Raw genomic sequence first — 23,981 nt, 5'->3', positions numbered from 1 at the left:
CCTCAAATGGGTTCTTATGGAGCTGTTTTGGAACGCCAACCAATAAATTATTCCCTGATTTTTAGTAAAAAACGCAGAACCATCGCGATTCATGTGAAGGCGCAAAGTGTTTCAGTGCGAGCACCCCATGGTGCGTGTAAGCGTTTTATTGATGACTTCGTACTCAGCAAACGCACATGGATAGAAACGCAATTATTGAAACAAAGCGATTTCACCTCGCAGGTAACGAAACCGCTGCAAGACAACAAGGTTATGTTGTTTGGCGAGTGGGTAAACATCAAAGTGAGCCGCGGAAAACGCAGTCAGACGATTAGTGAGATGGGCGCTGTCGAATTTGTCATCGCACACAGAGTAAGTCAGGTTACGAGTAAAGCTAAGGACATGTTACTCGCTTATCTATCACAAAGCTTAACTGTATACGTAAACGAGCGCATAGCGTATTGGCAAAATGAGATGGGTGTTACAGCCAGCGATGTAAAAGTCAGAACGTACAAGCGCAGATGGGGTAGTTGTAATCAACGTCGTGAATTGAGTTTTAACACTTTTCTAGTTGGTGCACCCAAGTGGGTGATTGATTATGTGATTGTGCATGAACTTGCACATATTCGCCATATGGACCACAGCAATGCGTTTTGGCAATTTGTAGAGACAACATACGCGCATACGAATCAAGCTAAAGCTTGGCTGAAAGAGAATGGTCACAAGTTGGAATTAAGATTCGAATAAAGAAAGAAAAGTGGTGGAGGGAGCTGGATTCGAACCAGCGAAGGCAGTGCCGTCAGATTTACAGTCTGATCCCTTTGGCCGCTCGGGAACCCCTCCACACAAAAGTGGTCGGTTGCTTAGAACTAAAGAATAGTGGTGGAGGGGGCTGGATTCGAACCAGCGAAGGCAATGCCGTCAGATTTACAGTCTGATCCCTTTGGCCGCTCGGGAACCCCTCCTAAGCAACGGCGGCGATAATAGCAAACTGAGCATTCAAGTAAAGAAAAAAACTAAAGAAAATTCAAAAACAGCCGATAACTGGTTAGATATAATTCAGGTCGAACAAACTTTATGCAAATTGAGTCGATTCTCAGCAATGAGCTGCAATTAGGAACTCAACTAAATAAATGCGTGCAAGAACAACGCCGTGGCGACTTTGCCTGGTTGCTTGCTTCGATCTCTCACGATGCGTTGGATTTTGCGCAATTTCATTTGCCTGTTTGTGATAACACAGCCGCTCAGGTTGACGAGCAACAGTTGAGGATGCAATTAGGCGCTGCTCGGGCGCGTCCTTGCGCACCAGAGCACTTCAATATTGTACTGACGCAAAATCAATGTGAGTACATTTCCACTGGTTTGCGAGATTCTTTGCGATTACAAGATTGCTTAGACCCTACGCCGTTGGCTATTCGCAATGATCTCAAGCACATCCCATTGCCCATTATCGACAATTGTGAACCTAGGGTACAAGCCAAGTACCAAGATCAGTCAATGTCACTCAATGAGCCGCAGATGGACAGTGCAGCTTTTTATGACCAACTCAATGATCTCAAGCTTCAAGGGCTAAGTGCGATTGCTTAATTTCATTATTTCGCTGAGTAGCTAAATCAAATCAGGCGCTCTTGATTGGTCGGGCTATACTCAATCTAGGATTCTTACCTAACAAGGAATGATTATGCGATGTAAGAAATTTAACTCTGCCTTTTGTTATCTCGCCATTGCAGCAAGCTCAGCGGTTTGTATGAATGCCCATGCGAACCAATGGGACTTTAAAGTTGAGCCATATTTAATGGCGACGTCAATTGATGGCGACTCTGCCATAGGTACATTAGAAGCACCGCTTACGGTAGACTTTGGCACTATTTTAGATAATTTAGACAGTGCTTTTATGGTTCGTTTTGAAGCGTTCCATGACTCTAATTGGGGAGTGATCGCCGATTGGGGCTATATGGATTTGAAAAAATCACTGGATGTACCAAGGGATGGCGTGCTTAGCGCTCGTGTACGCCAAGGTGTGTTAGAAGTCAGTTTAGCATATAAGCACCACAGTAAATCTGTGGGTAATTGGGTAAATTATGTTGGCTTGCGTCGTTGGGACAACACCTATCAATTTGATGTTGATACAGCGATGTTTGCGCAAACCCGTGTTGTCGACAGGGATGAAGATTGGGTCGATATCATCTTAGGTTTTAGTTACAACCGAGAGTTTGCCGAGAAATGGCACTTTAATACTGCCGCAGATATTGGCGGCTTCGGATTGTCAGCGAAAATGACATCTAGCCTTAAACTAGGTGTCGTTTACGATTTAACTGAAAACTGGGATATGTCGTTTCAATATAAAGCGACTTATGTCGATTATGATACTGGGGACAGAGGCAGCAGCAATTACTTCAGCTATGACTCTATCACTCACGGACCCTTGATGAGCGCAAGTTATAAGTTTTAATTAACCGAGTGGACTGGGCTTTGGCTCCAGTCCGCTTAGTGACAGTGCCTCGATGCACATTGATACATTACACTAGCATTCACTCGCAACATCTCCCTGCTAACTAGCAGTTATATTGCACAGCACTTTTTAAACTTTTTGCCACTGCCACAAGGGCAAGCATCATTGCGGCTTAATTTAATTTCAGGGGTAGAGAACAGTTCACCTTCGTCATAACGCCAACTGCCTTGCTCTATAACGAACGAGGAACGTTCGTGAATGCAACATAAGGTACTGTCGTACAAATAGTACGCTTTGAATTCAACAGTCGCAGGGCTTAGCTCCCATTGACTATCAATCACTTCTAGCTTGGTAAATTTGGCGGCTTTTGCGAATTGAGCAACGTCTTCTTTTGCGTTGCCTACAATTGCTTTGCTTGAACAAGTCGCACATAGGTAGTCGATTGCCTGAGTGCAAAATGCGCTGTATCTCGATTTCATTAACGCTAATGGATCGGGCGCGTTTTGTTGACCGTTTACGTACACGCCACAACATTGTTCGAATGGTTGTGGCGACCCACAAAAACACATATTAAGTCTCTGAAAAATTACATCAACTAACAGTGTATCAAACTTACATTACATGCGGCACGGCTAATTGAGCTTGCTCTTCGTCTGATGTGAAACAAAACAACTGTGCTTTTGCTTGATGCGTGTTGAGCTGCATTTTTTCAAGTTGATTTTGGTTCACGATATCTGTCCACGTGATGATTGCGCAATAACGGCCATTTTGTAGCGCACAATTAAGTACGTACTCGACGTCAACGATATGCTTTCTGCGGATAACGAGTAGCTTATTAGTATCGATTGAACATGAATCTAATAAGTCACGGCTCGGAATGTGGTCCGGCGCAATAAGCAAAGTCCAACCGTTGCTCTTGTTATAACGATGCACGATTTTAAGTAGCTCGAACGATGCGGAAATTTCATCTTCCGTTTGTACAATATTAATCGCTGCAGGATTGTCTTGCTTGTAGCTTTTTACGTGTCGAATAGCCGCTGTATGTAACATAATTGCCTCGCTGTGGGTAATGTGAACGATATACAGTGTTTTATACAGTATGCGTATACAGTAGTTTATACAGTTGTTGTGTGCAAGCTTTTTTTGAGGCTTTTTTAATCATTAGCTCAGCGACCATTAAACGGGTAGTCAAAAAGCTGCGATAAAGTTGCAGCAAACAACCATTAAAAGCGGTCAATTGTCCGCAGTTGTGCTAACATTGCGCGCTTGTTTGTTAGCTCGAAAAAAGACTTATGCTAGAGAGTGTTTTTAAAATCAAAGCGCATGGAAGCTCGGTAAAGCGTGAAGTGATTGCCGGTTTAACGACCTTCATCACTATGGTGTACATTGTTTTTGTTAACCCAGCGATGCTCGCCGAAGCGGGTATGGATCAAGGGGCGGCTTTTGTTGCCACCTGTATTGCTGCGGCTATCGGCTGTTTTATCATGGGATTTTGGGCTAACTACCCGTTAGCGCTCGCTCCTGGTATGGGGCTAAATGCCTTTTTCACGTACGGCGTGGTGTTAGGCATGGGATACACGTGGCAATCGGCTCTTGGTGCGGTATTTATGTCGGGTAGTATTTTCTTGTTGTTGAGCCTTTTTAAAGTTCGCGAGTGGATCATAAACGCCATTCCACTGGTGCTCAAACGTGCTATAGCAACGGGTATTGGTGCGTTCTTGGCGCTTATCGCATTAAAAAATGCCGGTATTGTAGTGGCCAGCCCAGCGACATTAGTACAGCTTGGAGACATCACCAGCGCAGGCCCTGCGCTTGCGATCCTTAGCTTCTTTATTATTGCTGGATTGTTGTACAGAGATATAAAAAGCGGCGTACTAATCAGTATTCTGCTCGTGACCTGTTTAGCACTGGCACTCGGTTTGGTTGAATATCAGGGGATTGTCTCTGCGCCACCATCAATAGCACCGACCTTTATGCAGCTTGATTTTGCCGCAGCACTTGAGCTGTCAATGCTAAGCGTGGTGTTTGCTTTCTTATTTGTAGACTTGTTCGACACTTCAGGCACCTTAGTTGCTGTTACCCAAAAAGCGGGTCTAGCGGATGAGCAGGGGCGTATGCCACGACTTGGTCGTGCGCTAAGTGCTGACAGTACTGCAACAATCGCAGGCTCAGTACTTGGTACGTCAACCACTACTTCCTACATTGAATCGGTGGCGGGTGTATCGGTGGGTGGCCGTACAGGTTTAACCGCTGTTGTTGTGGGTATTTGCTTCTTACTGATGATGTTTTTCGCACCGCTAGCAGCCATGGTACCAGCCTATGCGACAGCAGGGGCAATTTTGTATGTCTCGATTTTGATGCTACAAAACTTGAAGCTCGTTGATTGGGATGACATGACAGACGCAATCCCAGTCGCAGTGGTACTCTTGATGACGCCGCTAACGTTCTCTATTGCGCACGGCATCGCTTTAGGATTTATCGCTTACACGGCAGTGAAAGTTGTGTGCAATAAGGCGAATGAGGTCAGTATTAGCGTTTGGATTCTGAGTATACTTTTTGTGTTGAAATTTATCTTTTTGTCGTAATTAAAAATGGCGCCACAGGGCGCCATTTTTATAAATACTCATTGTCGTTGATACATAAAATCTTCATGCTCAGTGGTATAACTGCTTCGACGCGGTTACCACTTCTTCTTCGGCGCAAATAACACGTCTAAGTCGTCTTTTTCTTGCTCTTCACGTTGTTTGCGAGTTGACGCATTAGATGCCTTTAGTTCAACGCTGATTTCGTTGAGAAGCTGCTCAAGTTGTTGCTTTTTAGATACAACATAGTCATCGCTGTAACTAAGCCCACAGATGGTCGCATAGGCTTTTTCAAAATATTGGCGAGCTGAACCAATCATGTTGGCGTGGCGCGCTGATGAACCGCGTTTAATTAAGCTTTCAATATTAATTTTCAGTTGTAAGTGCTCGAAGATTTTATCTTCTTGCATGAAGACTGGGGTGTCTAGTTTACCTTTACTGTGTTCAGAGCGCAGAATGTTTCTCAGCTTTTTAATGCCTTGGATGAGAGCAATAAGCTGCTTATCATGCTCTGGCAGCACAAAGTTTTCACCCGCATTAACGTTTTCATCGATGCCGCTTGCCAGTCTTTGCTTCGCATCATTTAAGCGCGATTTTAATTCCTTGGATTGAGGCGATAGCTCAACCATAGTGACAAGCGCGTCGTAGATGCGGCGATATAGAATAGTCAGGATATTATTCGAGAGCGGAATATTCACACTGTTGACCAATGCTTCTTCAGTGTCTTCAATAATTTTCTTTTGCTTTTGGAGCTCTTGGCGGCGTTGAGCTTCTTGTTTTTCTCTGTGTTGCTGCACAGCACTTACCCATACCGCTATGACGATAAGCGCAACAATTAACAGGATTATGATAGAAACTATCATGCACTGATTCTCTTACTAAAAATTTTACCCGCTATCAGCCATGTTACATAAAGAACCACAGCGAAGGTAGTGATAAGCGATAAATTCATGAAATAACATTAAATAAAATAAGAGTATAGGAGAGGATTTGCACCTTGAACATAAATCAACAGTACCGAGGGCTAATTAAATATGCTAGCCTAACCCACTGCACAAATTGGGTTATTCTAGGCGTTGATTTGTAAGATATTCGTCCTAATCACCCCAACTTATGCCGTGCGAATTTGTTTTCACAAAAAGGACTTCGCCAGCGCTTTGGAGGCTATACTTCAGAGCATGCCGTATAAAGTACAATAATAAAGAAAGTTTAATACCATGAAATTACAGCAGCTAAAGTACATCGTTGAGGTGTTGAACCACAACCTTAATGTGTCAGCAACCGCTGAGAGTTTGTATACCTCTCAACCGGGGATTTCAAAGCAAGTCAGAATGCTTGAAGACGAACTCGGAGTGCAAATATTTGGGCGCAGCGGCAAACATCTCACGCATGTTACTAGTGCTGGTAATGACATTATCAATATTGCTCGCGAGATCCTATCCAAAGTCGAGGGCATCAAAGCCGTCGCGAATGAACACACTCTCCCTGATCAGGGCAAGCTCAATATCGCCACCACACATACACAGGCTCGTTATGCGTTGCCGGGTGTTATTCAAGGCTTTATGAGCAAATATCCAGCGGTGTCTTTGCACATGCATCAAGGTACACCACAACAAATCTCGGATGCGGCAGCGCGTGGTGATGCTGATTTTGCAATTGCTACCGAAGCGTTGCACTTATACTCAGATTTAGTGATGTTGCCTTGTTACCACTGGAACCGCAGTATTGTGGTGGCCAAAGATCATCCATTGGCGAAAAAAGCCGATAACCTTACCATAGGTGATATTGCCCAGTATCCATTAATCACTTATGTATTCGGTTTTACGGGTCGCTCTGAACTTGATAAAGCCTTTAATGCACACGGACATGAACCACATATTGTTTTTACGGCAACCGATGCTGACGTGATTAAAACCTATGTGCGACTTGGGTTAGGCGTAGGTGTTGTGGCCTCGATGGCGATTGACCAGGTCAGCGATAAAGATTTAGTAGTCATTGATGCGAGCCACTTATTTGAAGCGAGCACCACAAAGATTGGCTTTAGGAAGGGCACTTTCTTACGCGGTTATATGTATGACTTTATTGAACGTTTTGCACCGCACCTAACTAAAGACAGAGTTGAGAAAGCCTGCTTATTGCGTAACCAAGACGATGTGGATGCTATGTTTGCAGACATAGACTTGCCCGTGCGCTAATGTAATGGGTGATGAAAGCGTATTAAAAAAGGCGACCTCAGGTCGCCTTTTTGCTTGTATCGGAGCAGTGAATTAACACTCAATGATATTAACTGCAAGACCGCCGCGAGCAGTCTCTTTGTACTTGGTTTTCATATCATTACCTGTGTCCCACATGGTTTTGATAACCTTATCTAGTGACACTTTTTGCTCACCGCTACCACGCATTGCAAGGCGTGATGCGTTGATAGCTTTAACCGCACCCATAGCGTTGCGTTCAATACACGGCACTTGTACTAGGCCACCCACCGGGTCGCAAGTAAGACCCAAGTTGTGCTCCATACCAATCTCAGCCGCGTTTTCAACATGTGTGACATTACCGCCCATGATTTCCGTTAACGCGCCCGCAGCCATTGAACAGGCTACGCCCACTTCACCTTGGCAACCTACTTCAGCGCCAGAAATCGATGCATTCTTTTTATATAGAATACCAATCGCAGCGGCAGTGAGCAGATAACGTGTAGCGATTTCTTTATCCACTTCTTTGATAAAGGTGTGGTAATACATCAATACTGCTGGCAGGATGCCCGCTGCACCATTGGTGGGTGCAGTTACAACACGCCCACCTGCGGCATTTTCTTCGTTAACAGCAAGAGCGAATAAGTCTACCCAATCCATCGCGCGAAGAGGATCGTTGTTGTTTTCAACATTGAGCTTCAAATACAAACTCGGTGCACGACGGCGCACTTTTAAACCGCCAGGAAGAATGCCTTCGGTGCGCATACCGCGCTCTGTACAGGCTTTCATCACTTCCCAAATGTGGAATAGTTCGTCGCGAATAGTTTGTTCTGAACGTAAGGTTTTTTCATTCGCCATCATCAAGCTAGATACACTCAAGCCCGACTCTTTGCACAATTCAAGTAGCTCTTGCGCGCTATCGAATGGATAGGGAGCTGGATTTTGCTCACGAATATCAAGCGCAGCTTGTTTTTCATTGTCAAAGTCTTGGTCGGTAACGATGAATCCACCGCCGATAGAGTAGTAGACTTGTGATGCAATAATGTCTTTGCCATTGAACGCGATGAGTTCCATGGCGTTAGAATGCTTAGGCAAGGTTTTACGACGATGGAAAACAATCGCACCTTGCTTTGGGAATTTTACCTGGTGTTTTTTATCAAGGTAAATAACTTGTTCTTGCTCGATTTTCTCAAGGATGTCTGGCACTGCGTCGGCGTCGACAGTTTCCGGATCGTAACCTGCTAATCCCAAAATAACGGCCTTGCCCGAGCCGTGACCTACACCTGTTTGCCCCAAAGAGCCAAACAGTTCAACTTTCACTTCGGTGACATCATTAAGCTTATTTTGTTCTTTTAGCGCTTGAACGAAAAGTCGCGAAGCACGCATTGGACCCACTGTGTGTGAAGACGATGGACCAATGCCAATACTGAACATGTCAAATGCACTGATCATAGTAGATATAACTCACATAACCTTTTGAACGGTCGGCCATGATAACGTTAAATAATTATAGATGTAATCCCAGCGGTTAGATTTTTAACTGCTCAGACCAAGCTGGTTGATGAATTGGTTAATGATGCGCTCAGTTGCGCCCCAAAGGAGGCCATGCTGGGTCGGCAATACCTCGAAGTGCAGTGTGCTCTTGGCTCGCTCAATAGGTAATGTATGCCAATTTGTTTTATCGCACAGCGTTGCAAACGAGATGAAAAACGCAGTGTCGACTTCGTTTTGGTCAATTTGCCAGAGTGTACCTGGTTTGAGATAAGCGAGATACGGCGTGATGACGATTTCGCCCAGCGTACTAATTTCTGGTAGACGGCCAATGACCTCAACATGTTTGGCAGGAATATTCAGCTCCTCATGCAATTCGCGTAGGGCCGTGTGCTCTAAAGTTGGGTCTTCGCGCTCTTGCTTGCCGCCGGGAAAGCAAAGCTGGCTGGGGTGATGCCTCAAATGACTGGCGCGTTTACATAGCAGTACCTGCGCGCCAGAAGGCGAATCGCTAATAAGCATCATCACTGCGCTGCGGCGTTTGGGGTGGAGTTTATTGTCGCTGAAAACCGGCGAAGATAGCAGGTAACGGCTGATGATCTGCGCACAGTTTAACTTTTCCACCGTGATAACTCACTCTAATGTTGGCAATATTTTATTCACTTTATGGTACGTTTCTTGGTATTCAAGTTCAACGTTTGAGTCTGCAACAATGCCGCCACCGGCCCAACAATAGAGCTTACTATTGTGCGCTACCAAGGTGCGAATGGTGATACTGGTATCCATGTCGCCACAGGCGCTCAAATATCCGATAGAGCCACAGTAGACGCTGCGGCGATGCGGTTCGAGCTCTTCAATTATTTCCATGGCGCGAATTTTTGGAGCACCTGTTATTGAGCCACCAGGGAATGCCGCTCGAAGCTGGTCGATGGCTGTTTTTCCCGCGGCCAATTCTGAACGCACTGTGCTGACTAGATGATGCACTGCTGGAAAGCTTTCAATGGCGAATAACGAAGGAACATGCACACTGCCGGGCTTTGCGACCTTGCCTAAGTCATTACGCAGTAAATCCACAATCATAACGTTTTCGGCGCGGTCTTTCGGCGAGTTTGCCAGTTGTTCTGCCAAGGCCGCATCTTCTTGTGTATCTGTGCTGCGCGGAAGGGTACCTTTGATTGGTTTGGTTTCGACCTGATTATTCTTTACTTCGATAAAACGCTCAGGAGAGATAGATAAAATGGCCCCATCGCTTAGGCGAATAAACGCTGAAAACGGCGCACGATTGTGCGCGCGTAAGCGCTGATAAGCCTGCCATTCACAACCTTGATATTGCGCACAAAAACGCTGGGCTAGATTAATTTGGTAGCAATCGCCACTGCGCAAGTATTCTTGAATTTTGGCAAACTGCTGGGCGTAAAATTCATAGCTCATATTTGATTGCCAAGCGGATGTTAGCGCAAAAGTCTCATTCACAGGCTGCGCGGAAATCAACGACAGGTACTGGTTTAAACCTGAGTCACTATCAACGTCCGGTTGGGCAACATAAAACCACTCGTTGTGTGCTTTATCAAAAATAAGCGCGTCGTGATAGAGGCCCACCTGCATTTGTGCTAGGTCAATATCATTGTGCGCAAGCTCAGGCATGCGTTCTAGAATTCTGCCCAGGTCATAACCAAAATAACCCAACCAACCTCCGCTGAATGGCAATTCATGGGGGGCCTTGTCAGTGCACAAAGCAGCTAGTTCATCTTGCATCAGCGCAAACACATCGCCCTTTACTGAATGGCCATCTAAGGTGATCTGCGCGTCTTTGACGGATAGCCATTTACGCGGGTTTATGGCGATGATATCGAAACGACTGTTGACGTGCTCGTCGCTTGCTGAATCGAGGAATATAGCCCCGGTCAAATGGTGAAAATGAGTAAATACATCACAGGGTTGTGCCTGTAATGGCACTTTGATGCAGTGCAATTGCGAATTTGTCATTATCTTCAACTCGAAGAACTAGCCCGAAACGGGCTGGGAGGTTATCATAAGTTACACTTTTTCAGAAGTCGCACTCTCTCACCGTGCGCACGTCACCGATTGGTCGTGATTGCTTTAACTAAATTAAAGCATGGCGACAAAGTATGAAGGAAGAACTATGAGCACTATTCGTCAGCAAGACTTCATCGACAGCATTGCCGATGCGTTGCAGTATATCTCGTTTTATCACCCATTGGATTTTGTTCAGGCGCTAGAGAAAGCCTACAACAAAGAGCAAAACAAAGCGGCGAAAGACGCCATTGCGCAAATCCTAATTAACTCGCGCATGTCTGCTGAAGGTAAGCGTCCACTGTGCCAAGACACAGGTATCGTTACCTGTTTCGTGAAAATTGGTATGGATGTTAAATGGGATAAAACCGACATGACCGTACAGCAAATGGTTGATGAAGGTACTCGTCGCGCTTATCTAAACCCAGATAACCCGCTTCGCGCATCAATTGTTGCTGACCCTGCAGGTTCACGTAAAAACACCAAAGACAACACGCCATCAGTTGTACATATCGATATGGTTGCTGGCAATGAAGTTGAAGTGATGATTGCAGCGAAGGGCGGCGGCTCTGAAAATAAAACGAAAATGGTAATGTTGAATCCTTCAGACGATGTAGCTGAATGGGTTGAGAAAACGCTACCAACTATGGGGGCAGGTTGGTGTCCACCTGGCATGCTAGGTATAGGTATCGGCGGTACGGCTGAAAAAGCAGCGGTACTGGCAAAAGAATCATTGATGGACCCTGTTGATATCCACGAGCTAATGGAGCGTGGGGCGCAAACGACTGAAGAAAAACTACGTTTAGAAATCTTCGAGCGTGCCAACAAAACAGGTATTGGTGCACAAGGTCTGGGTGGTTTAACTACGGTTGTTGATATCAAAGTTAAAACGGCACCCACTCACGCTGCGTCGAAGCCAGTGGTGATGATCCCGAACTGTGCGGCAACACGCCATGTACACTTCACCCTAGATGGTTCAGGTCCTGCTGATTTGAAAGCACCAAAACTAGAAGATTGGCCAGAAGTAACATGGGAAGTGGGTGCTGATACGCGCCGTGTAAATCTTGATACCTTGACTAAAGAAGACATCAAAGAGTGGAAGATGGGTGAAACCGTACTGCTAAGCGGCAAGATTTTGACTGGCCGTGACGCTGCACACAAACGTCTTCAAGGGATGATTGAAAGCGGTGAAGGCATGCCTGAAGGTGTTGATTTCAAGAATAAATTTATCTACTACGTAGGCCCAGTAGATGCTGTTGGTGATGAAGTCGTAGGTCCAGCAGGTCCAACAACATCAACACGTATGGATAAATTCACTGACCTAATGTTAGAGAAAACAGGCCTTATCGGCATGATCGGTAAAGCAGAGCGTGGCCCAGCAACCGTGGAGTCAATCAAAGATAATAAAGCGGTTTACTTGATGGCTGTTGGTGGTGCTGCTTACTTGGTTGCTAAAGCAATTAAGAAAGCACGCGTAGTCGCGTTTGAAGATTTGGGTATGGAAGCTATTTACGAATTTGAAGTAGAAGACATGCCAGTAACCGTTGCAGTAGATAGCGAAGGCGCGAACGCGCATACGCAGGGCCCTGCAATTTGGAAAGCAAAAATCGAAGAGCTGGATAGCGCGTTAAAATAATGCCTATCTGTTAAAAAGAAGAGCGCATTTGCGCTCTTTTTTATGGAGTGAAAAATGATAATAAAAACTCGTATAGCGACTTTAGTAGCTGGTTTGAGCGCTGCATTTGCAACGCAAGCTGAGGTACTGAGTGTCGAAAAGCTTAACAACCTTAATAAAGTTCACAGTGTTGCCGTTTCAAGTGATGGCCGCACTTTGGTGTATGGTTTGAAAACGCCGCAGGGCAGTGATCTGTATGTGCAGGCATTGAGTGCACAAACAACTGAGTTTGCACCCGCACAAAGTCAACCTAAGGCCACGCGACTAACATTTGACAAAAAAGCCGAATCAGACGTCACATTTGCTGCGCATAACAAGGGCGTTTACTTCTTATCATCACGTTCAGGCTCGCAACAATTGTGGTATTTACCGCTAGAGGGTGGGGAAGCAAGGCCAGTAACCGATTTTCCTCTGGATATTGAAGGCTATCGATTAAGTGCTGATAACACTTCGCTGGTGGTAAGTTTTGACGTTTACCCGAGTTGTGACTCGCTTGCATGTACTGTTGAAAAAGACAAACAGCAGCAAGCAGTGAAGTACAATGCTCAGGTGTATGATGACCTGATGGTGCGCCATTGGGATCATTGGAACGACGAAAAAGTCCGTCATTTATTCAGTGCAACAATCACTGATGAGCTAGTGACAGACGCCAAAGACATCACACCCAATTGGCAAACTGACGTGCCAGCTAAACCATTCTCAGGCATGGAAGAAGTGGCCATTAGCCCTGATGGCCAAAAGGTTGTATTCAGTGCCAAAGTCAAAGCGAAAGACAATGCTTGGAGCACTAACTTTGATTTATTCGAAGTCTCTATCGATGGTGGCGAAGCGCGCAACCTAACCGCTGATAATACGGCGTGGGATTCGAGCCCGCTATTCTCTGAAGATGGTCGTTACTTGGCTTACAAAGCAATGTCTAAGCCGGGTTTTGAATCCGATAAATTTACCTTGCAGCTGCGTGATTTACGCACCGGTGAAACAAAATCATTGGCGCAACAATGGGATCGATCTGTAGGCAGCTTTACCTTCGGTGCGGGTGGTCGTGCTATCTATGCAACGGCAAAAGATGTCGGGCAAACGAGTTTGTTTGAAATCAGCACCGCATTCGGTGATGTACGCTCTTTATTCTCGGATGGCTACGTTGGTGATGTTCACGTAAATGGGCAGCAGATTGTATTCTCGCGTCATGCTTTGAATTCGCCTAAAGACTTGTATCGCATTAATCGCGATGGTGCGGGTTTGTCGCAACTCACCGCCGTGAATAGCGAAAATTTAGCTTCTATGGCTTTTGGCGATGTTGAACAGTTTAACTTTGCAGGTGCCAACGATGAGACAGTTTATGGTTACCTCGTAAAACCTGCGCAGTTTGATCCGAAAAAGAAATACCCATTAGCATTTCTTGTTCACGGTGGTCCGCAAGGTTCATTCGGTAACATGTTCCACAGCCGTTGGAATGCACAATTGTGGGCAGCACAAGGCTATGGTGTGGTGATGATCGATTTCCATGGCTCAGTGGGTTATGGGCAGGAATTCACTAACTCGATTTCTCGAGATTGGGGCGGCAAGCCATTACAAGACCTGCAAAAAGGGCTAGCTCATGTGCAGCGCAACTATAAGTGGTTAGACACAGAAAATGGTTGTGCACTGGGAGCATCCTATGGTGGCTACATGATGAACTGGATCGCTGGCAATTGGCCAACCGGCTTTAAGTGTCTGGTGAATCACGCGGGTTTATTTGATATGCCAAGCTTCCACCAAAGCACAGAAGAGCTGTGGTTTGCAGAGCACGAAATGGGCGGGCCATTTTGGGCAAAGGATGCGGATTACAACAAGTTCAATCCTTCGGATTTTGTTGAAAGCTGGCAAACACCGATGCTCGTTACACAAGGTCTAAAAGACTATCGCGTACCCTACGCGCAAAGTTTGGGCGCCTTTACGACGCTACAGCGCAAGGGCATTGATTCTCGCCTTGTTGTCTACCCAGATGAAAACCACTGGATCCGCAATGCAGACAATCTAAAACATTGGTACGAGCAAGTATTTACTTGGATGGCGAAACACACCAAACAGTAATATTTACTACTCAGACCAGTCAAACGGGCGTTAGCAAATACCCCAGCTAATGCCCGTCATCTCACGTATTCGACATTTCTCTATCCCGTATTAAAATATTTACATAGAAGCTACCGTTAACGTAAACGTCACTTGGTCATGCAGCAATGTTATCCAAGAGGTGGTATTAAGTGGTTCGTAATTGTATATATTTATTATTATGAGAATAAAAAATCTAAATATGTTTGATTGAATGGAAAAAATATTTGGATTGTTATTGCATCAAGACTTTATCATCTGATTAAGTGGCATGGCCGACAAGTTAGTGATAGAGTCTGCGGCAATTTCAGCGCACCCGGTGTCAGGGTATAAAAGTTCGGAGAATAAAAGTGGCTGTTTTTAATCAAGTTGATTTTGATAACCATGAGCAAGTGGTTTTTTGTAGTGATAAAGAATCAGGCCTTAAGGCTATTATCGCAGTTCACAGCACAAAATTAGGTCCTGCGGTAGGTGGTTGCCGTATGTGGAACTACGCAAGCGACGAAGACGCAATCACTGACGTACTACGTTTATCGAAGGGCATGACATACAAAAACGCTGTAGCTCGCCTACCATTCGGTGGTGGTAAGTCAGTTATCATTGGTGATGCAAAAGAGATCAAATCTGAAGCACTTTTCCGTGCATTTGGTAAACAACTAGAGCGTCTAGGTGGCAGCTATTACTCAGCAGAAGACGTAAACATCACCACAGGTGATGTAATGGTTATGCACAAAGAGACTAACTACGTAATGGGTCTTGAAGGTAAAAGCGGTAACCCATCGCCATTTACTGCCCTAGGTACATTCCTTGGTATTAAAGCGGCTTTCCAGCACAAGCACGGTCACCAAAATCTTGAAGGCGTTAAAGTGTCTGTTCAAGGTTTAGGTGCGGTGGCGTACGATCTATGTAAACACCTACACAATGCTGGCGCTGAGTTGTTCGTTACGGATATCAATGAAGCTTCTGTAGCGCGAGTAGTGAATGACTTCAATGCGACTGCTGTTGGTATCGATGAAATCTACGATCTAGATGTAGACGTATACGCTCCGTGTGCACTAGGCGCGACTGTAAATGACAACACCATCCCTCGTATCAAAGCGGGCATCATCGCGGGTTGTGCAAATAACCAGCTAGCTGAGTCACGTCATGGTGAAATCCTTCGTGAAAAAGGTGTGCTTTACGCACCAGATTACGTGATCAACGCCGGTGGTATCATCAACGTTTATTACGAAACAAAACCTGAAGGTTACAGCGCAGAAGCATCAACTAAGCACGTTGAAGGTATCTACGATACACTTATCGAGATCTTCCAACGTTCTGATGCAGAGCAAGTGGGCACGCACGTTGTGGCTAATGAACTAGCAGAAGAGATCATCGCAAACGGTCTTTAATATCTGCGTTTGTTGACGCGTTAAGAGCGATTTTAGTTAATAGGTTGCTTAAATTATTGCGTCAATTATCTGAATAAGGCATGCTCCAAGCATGCCTTTTTTATGTGTTATTCACCGATGACAACAGCATTTACGCCCGTTGACCTGCCCGCGTGGGAACGCCAACAACACTTCGAATTCTTTAAAGATTTTCATCAGCCTTATTTTAATGTGTGCGTGAGTTTGCAGGCTTGGCCTCTGTATGAATATTGCCACGCGAACAAAGTATCATTCTTCCTTGCTTACCTTTATTTGGCGCACATCAGTGCGATTGAATACCAACCGATGGGATTACGTATCCACAATGGTGAGGCCGTTCATTGTGCTGATCCAAGAGTTAGTGTGGTGCAACTAGCAGAAGATGAAACGTTTCGTTTCAGTTATTTATCGTCTGCACCAAGCTTTGCGGCATATCGTCAACATCATCAAGAACAAAGTGCTGTGTCACTCAGGGAACCTCTATTTAGCGAAGCGTTTGCATGCACAGAAGGGCAATGCGACCTAATTCATATTTCCGTGTTACCTTGGCTGAATTTTAGCGCCTTTTCGCACGCCACTCATTCGGGGGCGTCAAATGGTATTCCTAAGTTGGTATTCGGCCAATACGATAAGAAATCACGGACCATGCCATTAGCGCTGGATGTTCACCACGCGCTAATGGATGGCTTGCATAGCGCGCGCTTTATTCAGATATTGCAAAAGAAGTTCTTAAATCCCAAGAAGTACCTAAAAAGTTAACAAATACAGTGTGCTAGCGGCAAAAATGTCGCGATTACGCGTAATCAATTGTAATTGTTCACCGACCGTGTAAAGTGTATGTTCATATACCATAAAGTTAATAATAATTGAGTTGTAGGTGAGCAACGTGCAGTGTGCCTATTATCCCCTTGCATTTATATGTTTCTTATTCGCGTTGTGCGCGCAAGCAACTCAAAACACGTCACTTCAAAATATTCCTCTGAACCATTATTTCGCCGAAACATGGGACACACGAGATGGACTTCCTCACAACAGCATTAATGCCCTTGCGCAATCCAAAGACGGTTATATTTGGGTAGGAACCTGGGAAGGTGCGGCCCGTTTTAACGGTCGTGAGTTCACTTTATTTACCCGTGGACAACAAACTGGTTTGCCGGATTCAGGCATTCGCAGTCTTAGTCTTGATGCGCTTAATCAGGACCTCTATGTAGCAGGTTCCCGAGGAGGTGTGAGTATCGCTAAAGGCGCCCAGTGGCAAGCGATGCCTTTAGCAGATAGCATGGTGAACTTCGCTAAACGTGTGAGTGACGGTGCTCTATGGTTGGCTCTTGAAGATGGCGGTGTGGTGCGTCGCGACGCGAACGATGAGCAAAAATTCCTCGATGGCGTTAGTACGTACCATATACTGGAGCACCAAGATGTGGTGTGGATTGCCAGTAGCCAAGGCTTATATCGATACAGAAAAGGTGAAGTCACTAAGCTAAAAAATGTCCCTGTCGCTATTTCAGGGATGATCTTTAAATTAGCATTGGACACCCAAGAGCGCCTGCTCGTTGGCACAGAGCAAGGTGTTTGGCGATACGACAACGAGCAATTCACACTGCTACATGATGACCTAAAGTTTGAATCAATTTCTGCCATTTTGGTGGATTATCGCGGTGATATTTGGCTTGGTACTATCAACCATGGGTTATTTCGTGTCAGTGAATTCGGTATAGAGAAACTCGATGCCAACGTGGGTTTACCAAGTAACCGCATTTTATCGCTGTTAGAAGATGATGAACGTAGCATCTGGATAGGCACCAATGCAGGCTTGTTTCGATTACGCCAAGCACCTTTTACCACCTTAAGCCAAGCGCGTGGCCTCTCTGGTGATTATGTGCGGGCGATACTTAGCCACACTGATGGCTCATTGTACATTGGCACCAGCAACGGATTGAATCGATACGAAGGTGATGTGGCTATCCCGCTAGGACAAGACCTTCAGGCTCCCATTTCTGTACTGAGCCTCACCAGCGCAAAAAGTGGTGGCATTTATGTCGGCACATACACAGATGGCTTACTTTACTTCGACGGCCAGCAATTCCAGCCCTTGTTTAGTCGTGATAACGACTTAGCTAGTAACGAAATTCGCGCTGTGCTTGAGCAAGAAGACGGTTCGTTATGGATTGGCACTTCCTCGGGTTTAGTGCACAAGGACAGCCAAGGAAAACTGACCTTGTACACGGATAAAGAAGGTTTGCCTGGTAATTTTATAATGACGCTGGCAGAGGACGAGCAGGGCCGAGTCTGGGTTGGTACGGGTGTAGGAGTCGCGTTTGTTGATAAAGCAAATGTCACGACAGTTCCGATGTCACAACATCTTGATTCTGAATACGCATTTGGCTTTTTTATGGAGCCTGGTGTGGTGTGGATGGCGACAGATAGAGGCCTGCTTCACTACGACATTGCAACCGCGACCATGATAAAGGTCGGCAAAGAACAAGGTCTGCCAGTCGATAAGCTGTTTGCAGTTGTTGTTGACGAGTTTGACCATTTTTGGCTCACCAGTAATCGTGGTGTCATTCGCGTGAGCCGCGAGCAGCTTAATAAAAGCTTACAGGACCAGCGTCATCAACTCGAATTTACCTTGTTCGACCAAGGTGACGGCATGCTTAGCTCACAGGCCAATGGTGGCTCCCAGTATCCTGCGCTACGACATACCGATAACAGTATATGGGTGGCAACGGCACGCGGAGCTGCGGTGGTTGACCCTAACAAACTGACGCGTATGGCAAACGTTGCATTACCCGTGAGTATCGAATCAATCCAGTATGATAATGAACCACAGTCACTTATCGCTGAGGCTGAAATGGTTGTTCCGGCTGATGTAAACCGCTTGTCCATAAGTTATGCCGGACTGGGGTTTGTGATGACCGAGCGCATAGAATATCAAACCAAGCTGCAAGGTTATGACCGAGATTGGGTTGACCGTGGTAATTTATCTATTACCGAATATACCAACCTTGCACCGGGTAAATATCAATTCCAAGTGCGAGCGCGTTATCCATATGGGCAATGGCAAGAAACTGAGACTTTCATTAACTTCAAGGTCTCACCGAAAATGTGGCAAACCGTGCCCTTTAAATTAGCCCTAACCACTGCATTTATTCTGGGACTGATATTGGTTTATCGTTTGCGCTTCTATCATTTAAAACGCAGCGAAGCACAGTTAAAACAACGAGTTAAAGAGCAAACACAAGTGCTTGCTGAACAAGCGCAGGCGTTTGAACATCAAGCCACGCACGACCAGCTTACCGGCATTGCTAATCGTCGAGCGTTTGATACGTGGCTGACAGAGCATTTTGACGACGCAGCTCGAAAAACTGAGCCCCTTAGCTTGTTGATCATCGATATCGACTACTTCAAGCAAATTAACGACCGCTATTCACACTTGGTAGGCGACAATGTGATTGTGGAAGTCGTGAACGTCATAGAGGCTTGTTTAGGTGAAGATGCCTTATTTGCACGTTGGGGCGGCGAGGAATTTACCATTTTGTTGCCACACACTGATGAACGAGCAGCATTACAACAAGCACATAGCATTTGCGATAGCGTTAACTCGCATCAATATCAGCAGATAGCCGAGGACTTGCAGGTATCGGTCAGTATTGGTGTTGCTGACAACCACAGCGCCGCAAACACCGATCGTCTACTTTCTAACGTAGACAAAGCATTGTATGTAGCCAAAGAGCAGGGCCGTAACCGAGTTATTGGTTTCGAGCGAGATTGTTGCGTTAATATCGCGGATGTCTAGCAAGTGGCCGGCGAAGACCTAGCGGATATCAACGACCTTACTGGCTTTTTTGTAGCGTATTTGCAAGCCGGTCCATGAGGGGAGCTCCCAACGTTTAGGCGGATCTTTGCGCTCGCCACTGGCGTAGTGGGCAATAACACGCTTGGCTTTAAACAAATATTCAATGTTAAGTGTTACTCCGGGCAGCGTTACTTGCAGTGGGTAACGCTCTATAAAGTCTTTGGCTTGCCAAGGGTCAATGCCGTCGTAGCTAAAATCTTCAGCTTCTAGTAAAGCCAGATCGTCTTGATCTTGTACACCTAACTCGCAAAGTCGCGCAAGGAGGTGTTGCTCAACATTAGGAACGTCTTGTTCTACAGCGTGATAACGCAAATAAAGTTGATGATAGGCTATATCGTGCGCGAGCTTTTCGCCAACCCCAGCAAATAATTGATTGTCCATAATCAGTTGTACCACACAGTTGAGCAGTAACTCTGAGGGGGCAAGACAGTCTTGTATTTCCAACTCTCGCCCAGCATATGATTTGCGAACTTGCGCCCACACTTGGCTGGTCTGCGACTGCTCGCAATCAACAAGGTAGCAACCTACTAATTCATCGGTTGTGGGGGCACATTCAAGCACGATTTTGTGGCTAATTGGTGCGCACAATGTGGCTAGCGTATCCGCATGTTTTTTGCCTTTCCCAGCAAGAGAAAATGAGTCCAGTACCAAGGCTGCATCGGTGCTTTGGGGCAGCAGCGAGTTTTTTGCAGGACGCACCTCCTGCACACCATTGCCTAAGCCGCCACGGCGATTATTTCTGCTTACGAAAATACATTCAGGTTGTGCTTTAGCGATGGCATGAATCAGCTCGTGGTAATTAAAGCGGGCGCTTTTGGCTAATTCCGGTAGCTGATAGTGGCTGCGCAAATAATTGCTGTAGGTACGTGCTTCTTCCAATGCTACATCATCGACAACTAAGTAGTCTTGGCACTGCCCACGCACTGCAGCGATAGCAAGGCCAATATCGCTAGAAGCCACATGTTCACCTAATGCACTTGCTAATAAGGTGAGGTTTTCTTTGTTCGGTAACGCGTAGAGTTGCGCTGGGGTGGCAACAACACTAGCTAAATCAATGACGGCTTGGCGTAGCGTTGAGCTTGGCATGGTTTCAATCAAATAGCCCCAATGCGCATCAACCGGCAGCGGATAGATTCGACGCCCGAGTTCAGTGGCAAGATGGTTGGCATCAATGGCGCCAATGGCGCGCAGGTGTTCTATGGCGCGATTTAAGCTACTCGCTGGCAGAGGAGTCAGCAAAGAGAGTTCACTTACTTTGATATTGGCGCAGGCACTGGCAAGCACTAATTCATCAAGCGCTTCGCGCTCTACCTCAACAGGTGTTTGGGCAAGCAGAGGTGCGTGTTCACCGAACAGGCCAATGTACAGTCCCGGCGCGGTGCGCCCGCAGCGGCCTTTACGTTGTGTTTGTGAGTCTCTAGCAATGGCATCAAGGCCCAATACAGTTTTGCCTTTGCGCAGGTGTGTGCGCCTCTCCAGCCCTGAATCAATCACACATTCGATACCCGGTACGGTAAGGGAGGTTTCTGCCACGTTGGTGGCAAAGATAATACGTCGCTCATCGCTTTGTTGCAGCGCTCGACGTTGCTCGTTTACAGGACTAGAACCATGCAAACTGATGCATTGTGCCGCTAAAGTACGACACTGGCTCATACATTCATTGATTTCAGCGCGACCTGGCAGGAACACTAATATGTCTTTATCGCTGTGTTCGAGTGCATATTCGCAGGCTTCATATACGCGATGGGCTAAATCATAACGCGAGGGCATGGCCTGTGCATCCGGCGCTAAAAACTCACTGCGGATGGCAAACATGCTGCCATCGCTGCGCAGCGCAGTGGCATCGATATAGCTGGCTATCATGTCGTTTGCAAGCGTTGCAGAGGTGACAATCAAACGGTGGCGCTGGTGATGCTTTAACAGCGCGAGCAACAAGTCAGTGTCCCAACGACGCTCATGAAACTCATCAAGCATCACTACGTCGTACTCACTCAGTTGTGTCTCAAAAAACCAGCGCAGTGCCACACCGGGCGTGGCGAACACAATGTTCGTTTGTTCACTAAAGAGTGCTTCAAAGCGAATCGCATAGCCGATATCTTGCCCGAGTTTTTGCTGATTTTGCTCAGCGAGGTAGTGCGCTAGCGAGGTCGCAGCGATGCGCCGTGGTTGCACAACAAGTACGCGACCAGTGCGGGCTGCCCATACTGGTAAACATGTTGATTTTCCGCTACCTGTTGGCGCATGGACGATGACATTGTGGCTTTGTATCGTCTGTAAAAACTCATTTTCTATGGCGTAAATTGGCAGCGTGGTCATTGTTTTTTATCTAAGATTGGAACACTGAGATTGAAATACCGCGCCAAGGGTCATATTAAGTAACAGAGAAGTCAAGGAAATAACAAATGATCAACGCGTTACTACTCATTCTACTTGTTGTCTTTGTGGTACTTTACTGGCGACAAGACACGCTGCGCCTAAAGCATTGGCAAAGGAAATATCAAAATACTGAGCTCAGTGAAGAACAAAAGCAACTGCTGCTCAGGGTCATGCCAATATACAAGGCAATGACAGATGCGGACCGTAGCAAACTCGAAAAGCATATTTGTTGGTTTATGGGAGAAAAGCGCTTTTTAGGGCGCGATGGTTTGCAGGTGAATGACGCAATGAAGCTTGTGGTCGCTGCAGATGCCTGTTTACTCATGCTCAACAAACCCTGGCCACTGTATCCCAATGTCAAAGAGGTACTGTTATACCCAAGCGCCTATTACGCCAACGTAACGCAACGAGATGTAGCTGGGTTGGTGAGCTACCACCAAGTTGTGCGAGAAGGGGAGTCATGGCCCGGTGGTACTCTGGTGTTAAGTTGGCACGATGTGCTTGAGGGCAACCGCTTGCCAGGCGATGGTCATAATCTGGTATTTCACGAGTTCGCCCATCAACTAGACCAAGTCACAGGGCAGACTAATGGCACACCGGAGCTACCAAATAAGGGGGCTTACACGCGCTGGGCCGAGGTGTTTACCCGAGCGTTTAATAAACTCAAAAGTCATGTGGCTTACAATATGCCCCATGTTATGCATAGCTATGGGGCGACCAATGAGGCGGAGTTTTTTGCCGTAGCAACCGAAACCTTCATTGAAAAACCCCACCAAATGCGCCAGTTTGACGCAGAGCTTTTCAATATTTTGAGAGATTATTATCAGTTTGACCCAAGTGACTGGCAGCGCAGTTAGAGTGTAATTGTCTTGGTACAAGGATCTGTAACGATTGCATTAACAGTTTGTACCCAAGCCTAGCACGCGGGCAATGTTTATTGATATAATCTGCGCGCTAGCATGATTATTTGCTCTTTGAGTGAGCTTAGCTAGTCACTACACGGAAAGATTTCTAAGTACAAGGAATGTATGTTACGCAAGGCTTCTCGGCCTTGTTCACAAATGAGCCAATAGGCTTGCGGTGTCATTTGCTACATCACCATTTCTTGATAAATGAGCTTTCCTCGCCAAAAGATACAATAATTTATGTATTCGCTGTTGCGCGATTACAAGGAGGAAACACTATGTTTAAAAAAACAGTAGCTGCATTGGCATTGATTGGTACATCGTTCGCTTCACAGGCAAACTGGCAGGCGGGTGTAGGGTATGTGAATTTATCTGATAGTCCAAGTGGGTATGACATTAGTTTGGATGGTGTATACGGCTCACTGGGTTATAAGTTTAAATCAAGCGACAATTTTTATTGGGTGCCTGAATTACGTCTAGGTACTGGTATTGGAGACGATACGATTGATAATTACTTAGCTGGGAGTGTTCTAAACACTAAATTAGAAATGGAACGATATATTGCGCTGTCTCTTCGTGGCCAATATGAATTAGATAATGGAGTGTATTTATATGCCGCTCCTTCATACGCTAATGTAGAAATTAAAGCGTCTGGATTTGGAGCGTCCTTGTCTGAAGACGAATGGGAATTTGGTCTAGGTGGCGGCATAGGTTACAACTTCAGCAACAACATGGCTGCAGAACTGTCTTATGAACAGTTTGATGGTGTTGATGTGGTGAGCCTTGCAGTGAAGTTTGATTTTTAATTAATCCTTCTCGCATAGCGATTGCAGCGTTTAGCAGGTAAATTTGTTAAACGCTCAACCTAACTACTTTCAAATTTACTCGTGTTTCGTAAATTTGAAACGTAGGCCGAGTATTCCCCCTCACTTATTTCTA

General features: G+C 45.9%; 19 protein-coding genes and 2 tRNA genes. 12 read left to right on the top strand and 9 right to left on the bottom strand.

Features of this window, described 5'->3' with window-relative positions:
- Positions 1–27: 27 nt before the first annotated feature.
- Positions 28–726 carry a M48 family metallopeptidase gene (locus V1358_RS02370; protein WP_347392471.1) on the top strand — a complete coding sequence of 233 codons (699 nt, stop codon included), beginning with the start codon at positions 28–30 and terminating at the stop codon, positions 724–726.
- A gap of 11 nt (positions 727–737) precedes the next feature.
- On the opposite strand, the gene V1358_RS02365 is transcribed toward V1358_RS02370, so the two are convergent.
- Together V1358_RS02365 and V1358_RS02360 are read right to left on the bottom strand one after the other, a co-directional pair.
- Positions 738–822: transfer RNA gene (locus V1358_RS02365), tRNA-Tyr, on the bottom strand.
- Between the two features lie 37 nt (positions 823–859).
- A tRNA-Tyr gene (locus tag V1358_RS02360) sits at positions 860–944 on the bottom strand.
- A 112-nt stretch (positions 945–1,056) separates the two neighbouring features.
- Here V1358_RS02360 and V1358_RS02355 point away from each other — a divergent pair.
- Together V1358_RS02355 and V1358_RS02350 are read left to right on the top strand one after the other, a co-directional pair.
- The gene (locus V1358_RS02355; RefSeq protein WP_347392470.1) at positions 1,057–1,566 is read left to right on the top strand and encodes a VC2046/SO_2500 family protein; all 510 of its coding nucleotides are present in this window, start codon (positions 1,057–1,059) and stop codon (positions 1,564–1,566) included.
- Between the two features lie 94 nt (positions 1,567–1,660).
- Positions 1,661–2,431, top strand: coding sequence for a hypothetical protein (locus V1358_RS02350; RefSeq protein ID WP_347392469.1), 771 nt, complete (start codon positions 1,661–1,663; stop codon positions 2,429–2,431).
- 110 nt (positions 2,432–2,541) lie between these two features.
- Here the strand turns inward: V1358_RS02350 and V1358_RS02345 are convergent, their stop codons facing one another.
- Together V1358_RS02345 and V1358_RS02340 are read right to left on the bottom strand one after the other, a co-directional pair.
- A complete protein-coding gene (locus V1358_RS02345) occupies positions 2,542–3,000 on the bottom strand; it encodes a YchJ family protein (RefSeq protein WP_347389149.1) in 459 nt (152 codons plus the stop codon).
- A gap of 43 nt (positions 3,001–3,043) precedes the next feature.
- On the bottom strand, positions 3,044–3,481 hold the full coding sequence (locus V1358_RS02340; protein ID WP_347392468.1) for a SulA-like leucine-rich domain-containing protein: 438 nt from the start codon (positions 3,479–3,481) through the stop codon (positions 3,044–3,046).
- 242 nt (positions 3,482–3,723) lie between these two features.
- Between V1358_RS02340 and V1358_RS02335 the strand changes: the two genes are divergently transcribed.
- Positions 3,724–5,016 (top strand): NCS2 family permease, encoded by a 1,293-nt coding sequence (locus V1358_RS02335; RefSeq protein ID WP_347389151.1) that lies wholly within the window; start codon positions 3,724–3,726, stop codon positions 5,014–5,016.
- Positions 5,017–5,111: 95 nt separating this feature from the next.
- Here V1358_RS02335 and V1358_RS02330 read toward each other — a convergent pair whose 3' ends face one another.
- Positions 5,112–5,876 (bottom strand): hypothetical protein, encoded by a 765-nt coding sequence (locus tag V1358_RS02330; RefSeq protein ID WP_347389152.1) that lies wholly within the window; start codon positions 5,874–5,876, stop codon positions 5,112–5,114.
- Positions 5,877–6,230: 354 nt separating this feature from the next.
- Here V1358_RS02330 and cysB point away from each other — a divergent pair, with 354 nt between their 5' ends.
- The gene (gene cysB, locus V1358_RS02325; RefSeq protein WP_347389153.1) at positions 6,231–7,208 is read left to right on the top strand and encodes an HTH-type transcriptional regulator CysB; all 978 of its coding nucleotides are present in this window, start codon (positions 6,231–6,233) and stop codon (positions 7,206–7,208) included.
- A 72-nt stretch (positions 7,209–7,280) separates the two neighbouring features.
- Here cysB and V1358_RS02320 read toward each other — a convergent pair whose 3' ends face one another.
- The 3 genes from V1358_RS02320 to pabB all read right to left on the bottom strand — a co-directional run bounded on the left by V1358_RS02320 (position 7,281) and on the right by pabB (position 10,682).
- Entirely contained in the window at positions 7,281–8,657 is a 1,377-nt protein-coding gene (locus tag V1358_RS02320; RefSeq protein WP_347392467.1) for an L-serine ammonia-lyase, read from the bottom strand.
- Positions 8,658–8,741: 84 nt separating this feature from the next.
- Complete coding sequence (locus tag V1358_RS02315; RefSeq protein WP_347392466.1) at positions 8,742–9,320, bottom strand: NUDIX hydrolase; 579 nt, start codon at positions 9,318–9,320, stop codon at positions 8,742–8,744.
- A 9-nt stretch (positions 9,321–9,329) separates the two neighbouring features.
- Positions 9,330–10,682, bottom strand: coding sequence for an aminodeoxychorismate synthase component I (gene pabB / locus V1358_RS02310; protein WP_347392465.1), 1,353 nt, complete (start codon positions 10,680–10,682; stop codon positions 9,330–9,332).
- A 157-nt stretch (positions 10,683–10,839) separates the two neighbouring features.
- On the opposite strand from pabB, the gene V1358_RS02305 reads away from it, so the two are divergent.
- The 5 genes from V1358_RS02305 to V1358_RS02285 all read left to right on the top strand — a co-directional run bounded on the left by V1358_RS02305 (position 10,840) and on the right by V1358_RS02285 (position 19,701).
- Positions 10,840–12,366, top strand: coding sequence for a fumarate hydratase (locus V1358_RS02305; protein ID WP_347392464.1), 1,527 nt, complete (start codon positions 10,840–10,842; stop codon positions 12,364–12,366).
- A gap of 54 nt (positions 12,367–12,420) precedes the next feature.
- Positions 12,421–14,478, top strand: coding sequence for a S9 family peptidase (locus V1358_RS02300; RefSeq protein ID WP_347392463.1), 2,058 nt, complete (start codon positions 12,421–12,423; stop codon positions 14,476–14,478).
- 368 nt (positions 14,479–14,846) lie between these two features.
- Positions 14,847–15,887 carry a Leu/Phe/Val dehydrogenase gene (locus tag V1358_RS02295; RefSeq protein WP_347389159.1) on the top strand — a complete coding sequence of 347 codons (1,041 nt, stop codon included), beginning with the start codon at positions 14,847–14,849 and terminating at the stop codon, positions 15,885–15,887.
- A gap of 117 nt (positions 15,888–16,004) precedes the next feature.
- Entirely contained in the window at positions 16,005–16,664 is a 660-nt protein-coding gene (locus tag V1358_RS02290; protein ID WP_347392462.1) for a CatA-like O-acetyltransferase, read from the top strand.
- Between the two features lie 127 nt (positions 16,665–16,791).
- A complete protein-coding gene (locus tag V1358_RS02285) occupies positions 16,792–19,701 on the top strand; it encodes a ligand-binding sensor domain-containing protein (protein ID WP_347392461.1) in 2,910 nt (969 codons plus the stop codon).
- Positions 19,702–19,719: 18 nt separating this feature from the next.
- Here V1358_RS02285 and V1358_RS02280 read toward each other — a convergent pair whose 3' ends face one another.
- Complete coding sequence (locus V1358_RS02280) at positions 19,720–22,077, bottom strand: DEAD/DEAH box helicase (protein ID WP_347392460.1); 2,358 nt, start codon at positions 22,075–22,077, stop codon at positions 19,720–19,722.
- Between the two features lie 86 nt (positions 22,078–22,163).
- On the opposite strand from V1358_RS02280, the gene V1358_RS02275 reads away from it, so the two are divergent.
- Together V1358_RS02275 and V1358_RS02270 are read left to right on the top strand one after the other, a co-directional pair.
- On the top strand, positions 22,164–22,994 hold the full coding sequence (locus tag V1358_RS02275) for a M90 family metallopeptidase (RefSeq protein ID WP_347392459.1): 831 nt from the start codon (positions 22,164–22,166) through the stop codon (positions 22,992–22,994).
- 326 nt (positions 22,995–23,320) lie between these two features.
- Complete coding sequence (locus V1358_RS02270; protein WP_347392458.1) at positions 23,321–23,848, top strand: outer membrane beta-barrel protein; 528 nt, start codon at positions 23,321–23,323, stop codon at positions 23,846–23,848.
- The last annotated feature ends 133 nt before the right edge of the window (positions 23,849–23,981 follow it).

The sequence above is a fragment of the Pseudoalteromonas pernae genome, from assembly GCF_039831865.1.
Classification (GTDB): Bacteria; Pseudomonadota; Gammaproteobacteria; order Enterobacterales; family Alteromonadaceae; genus Pseudoalteromonas; species Pseudoalteromonas pernae.
Note: the sequence above shows the minus strand (reverse complement) of the source record. Positions and strands in the feature narration are given on the sequence as shown.